Origin of the sequence: Nesterenkonia massiliensis (assembly GCF_000455245.1) — a bacterium.
GTDB classification, from domain to species: Bacteria; Actinomycetota; Actinomycetes; order Actinomycetales; family Micrococcaceae; genus Nesterenkonia; species Nesterenkonia rhizosphaerae.
In genome coordinates, this window is record NZ_HG005172.1 from 61426 (window position 1) to 65205 (window position 3780).

At 64.2% G+C, this 3780-nt stretch carries 3 protein-coding genes; 1 reads left to right on the forward strand and 2 read right to left on the reverse strand.

The annotated features are described in order from the left end of the window. Positions 1–70: 70 nt before the first annotated feature. Positions 71–1765 carry a DUF885 domain-containing protein gene (locus TX78_RS10960; RefSeq protein WP_044496226.1) on the reverse strand — a complete coding sequence of 565 codons (1695 nt, stop codon included), beginning with the start codon at positions 1763–1765 and terminating at the stop codon, positions 71–73. A 23-nt stretch (positions 1766–1788) separates the two neighbouring features. After that, the gene (locus TX78_RS10965; RefSeq protein WP_044496227.1) at positions 1789–3246 is read right to left on the reverse strand and encodes an NAD(P)H-quinone dehydrogenase; all 1458 of its coding nucleotides are present in this window, start codon (positions 3244–3246) and stop codon (positions 1789–1791) included. A 144-nt stretch (positions 3247–3390) separates the two neighbouring features. Here TX78_RS10965 and TX78_RS14425 point away from each other — a divergent pair. Next, positions 3391–3780, forward strand: a 390-nt coding sequence (locus TX78_RS14425; RefSeq protein ID WP_222704272.1) for a hypothetical protein, incomplete at its 3' end; no start/stop codon positions are given.

Consider the following 3780-nt stretch of genomic DNA (forward strand, 5'->3'; position numbering starts at 1 on the left):
AATCTATGCGAGCTTTACAGTCATCGCGAAGTGCCCACCCCGACGTCGTGTTCCTGCGCCGTGATGACGCCTATGCCGCAGCCGTCCCCATGGCAAAGCGCAGCGTGTCCAGGCCCAGTCCCCCCAGCTGCAGCAGCTCGGTGTGGAAGGCCCGCAGGTCAAATGACTCGCCTTCGGCGGCCTCGCGCTCGGCGCGGATCTGTTCGAAGACTCGCTGACCCACCTTGTACGACGGCGCCTGCCCCGGCCACCCGAGATACCGGGTGAACTCGAACTCCAGCTGGGCCTCCGAAATGGGCAGGTGGGCGCGCAGGAATGCCCGGCCCTGTTCCGGGGTCCAGGTCTCTCCGCCCCACTCGGCGGGGGCCTTCAGCCCGCAGTGCACACCGATGTCGAAGACCACGCGGGCGGCACGCATGCGCTGCATATCCAGCATGCCCATCATGTCCCCGGGATCGTTGAGATAGCCGAGTTCTGCCATGAGCTGCTCGGCGTAGAGCGCCCACCCCTCGGCGAAGCCCGAGGTGTTCGCGGCATTGCGGCGCCAGGAGTTCAGACGGTCCTTCACCAGGGTCGCGGTGGCAATCTGCAGGTGATGCCCGGGTACGCCCTCGTGGTAGACCGTGGTGGTCTCGGTCCAGGTGGTGAATTCATTGTCTTCCGGCGGAACTGACCACCACATCCGGCCGGGTCGGGAGAAATCATCAGAGGGGCCGGTGTAGTACACGCCGCCATCCTGAGTGGGGGCGATCATGCATTCGAGCGTGTCCATGGGGGAGGGGATGTCGAAGTGACTGCCCTTCAGCTCAGCCACGGCCTGATCGGAGAGCTGCTGCATCCACTCCTGCAGCGCCTGGGTTCCGGTCAGCTTCCTGGCCGGATCATTGTTGAGGATCTCCTTGGCCTCTTCAATGCTGGCCCCGGGCTTGATCTGCTCGGCGACTTCTCGCTGGGCCTGCACAATACGCTCTAGCTCCTGAAGCCCCCAGGCGTAGGTCTCCTCAAGATCCAGGACCGTACCGGTGAAGGTCTGCGAGACCAACCGATAGTAGTCTGCGCCCACGGCGTCGGCCTCCGGGGCGGAGGGCAGCAGTTCGTTGGTGAGTCGTTCGGAGAGCACCAGATATGCCTCAGCAGCAGCTTGTGCGCCTTCTTCTACTGCCTGAACCACCGACGACGACGCACCGGCTTGCTCGGCCTTCTCCAGGAACTGCGAGAAAGCCCCATCGGCCCCTGCCCAGGCGGCGAACTGCCCGGCCGCTGCGCGCACCTGACGGGCAGCGGGCACGTGGCCTGCGGAATGGGAGTCTTGCAGCGACTCCCAGTAGCCTTCCAGCGCAGGGGTAAGGTTCTTCAACCGGCCAGCCAGATGCTGAAAGTCCTGATCCGACTCGGCCGGCATGAGGTCCAGGATCATCCTGGCCCCGTGTGCCGGGGAGGCGATGTTGTCCAGCTGGGTGCGCCCGGTCTCATGCAGGGCAAGCTCCAGCTGCAGGCGCTCACGCAACGCGTGGAGGGTCACCTCGTCGGTGTGGTCCTGGGCGCTGAGCTCATCGAGTCCGGCCAGGGTGCGGCGGGTCAACTTCGCCATCTGCTGGCGACCAGCGGGGGAGTAGTCCCCGTATTCGGTCTCCACCCCGGTGCGCCCCAGATAGGTGGCTTCCTCAGGCGCCAGCTTCAGGAACTCCTCGAAATACTCCTCGGCGTAGGCGTCCACTGCGGTGGGCGTCCTGGTCTCAGCAGGTGCGACGGGATTCTCAGACATCAGGGCCTCATTCGGGTGTGTGATCAGGATTGGTTGGGCTCAGCCACATGCAGGTGCAGCCTGCGCGCGGCTTCGGAGAGTGAGCCCGAGAGCGAGGGGTAGACGGTGAAGGTGCCGGCCACATCGTCCACGTGGAGCTTATGGGTCACCGCCAGCGCCAGCGGGAAAATCAGCTCAGAGGCACGCGGAGCCACCACCACCGCGCCGATGACCGTGCCGGATCCCTTCCGGGAGAAGATCTTGACGAAGCCTTCGCGGATATTCATCATCTTGGCCCGTGGATTGGTGGCCAGATCCAGCTTCACCACATCAGTCTGGTACTTACCGGAGTCCACCTGTGCCTGGGTGACACCCACAGTGGCGATCTCGGGGGAGGTGAAAACATTGGAGGCCACGCGGTGCAGCTGCAGCGGCTTGACTGCTTCTCCCTGCATATGCGCCACCGCGATGCGGCCCTGCATGGCTGCCACTGAGGCCAGCGGCATCATGCCGGTGCAGTCGCCGGCAGCGTAAACGCCTGCGGCGGTGGTTCGTGAGACGGTGTCCACCCGGATATGGCCCGATTCGGTGGTCTCCACGCCGGCTTCTTCCAGGCCGATGTTCTCAGTGTTCGGGATACCGCCCACGGCCATCAGACAGTGCGAGCCGTCCAGGACTCGACCGTCGGTGAGGGTCACCTTCACACCGTTCTCTGTGCGTTCCACTGACTCAGCGCGCGAGCGGGACGCTACTTTGACCCCGGCGCGAGCAAAGGAGTTCTCCAGCACGCTGGCGGCATCGGAATCCTCACCCGGCAGCACCTGGTCGCGGGAGGAGACAAGAGTGACATCTGCGCCGAGTCGGCGGTAGGCAGAGGCGAACTCAGCACCGGTGACGCCCGAGCCCACCACGATCATGTGCTCAGGAACTTCGGTGAGGTTATACGCCTGGGTCCAGTTCAGGATTCGCTCACCGTCAGGCTTGGCCGAGCCGAGTTCACGCGGGTGTGCTCCGGTGGCGATGATGACGGCGTCGGCCTCCAGCACAGTGGTCTCGCCGGCTTCTGTGGTGACCTCGATATTGGTCGGAGCCACTAGTCGCCCGTGTCCAGCGATGATGCGCACCCCGGCGGCCTCCACGGAGGCGTGGATATCCCGGGACTGGCTATGCGCCAGTTTCATCAGACGCTGATTGACCTTGGAGAAATCAGCCCAGGCCTCGGTTTCGTATTTATCGCTGCTGTGCTCACCAAAGCGCACCCCGAAAGCAGTCGAGGCATTAACCCTGCGCATCGCATCTGCGGTGGCGATCAGGGTCTTCGATGGCACCACATCCGTGAGCACTGCGGAGCCGCCCATGCCCTTCTCTTCAACAATGGTCACCTCCGCTCCAGCATCGGCAGCCACCATGGCAGCTTCATAGCCGCCGGGGCCACCTCCGAGGATTGCGATGCGGTCAGGGGCAAAACGCTTAGCAGAGGTCTGTGAAGTCACGGTCCCCATTCTTATCTACTGTTGAGGTGCTTGTCACAGCAACCCGTGTATATGTCACGGGATCCCAGGGCGGATCGGCTACCCTGGACTGATCAGCGGCACCCCCGTCGCATCAGAGCAACACAAGCGAGGCAAGGTGAGGTGGAGTCGATCGTGACACTGGGACTCCGGCCTGCAGGGGCCGGGATCATGGAGATGATTCCCAGTCTGCCCATCCACTCCTCTTTTCTGATTGCTCTGATCGCCGGGCTCTTCCTGGCGGCGCTGATGCTGAGGGCCCAGCGATTGTCCGCCCAGACGCAGACGACGTCGGGGTTGACCCCGCGCCGGGCCCGCATCGCACGCAGGCGCGCGCAGCGGCGTGTACACCGCCGAGCGCCGCGCACAGAACGAAGGGCACAGATGACCACCACCGCCGGAGATTCCCCACAGCCAGCTGCCCCGCGCGGCACTGCAAGCACAGGGATCACGATCCACTGGGGCCGGACCCTGCTGGCGCTTGTGGGACTAGTTTCCTTGTTAACTGCGACCGTCACCGCACTG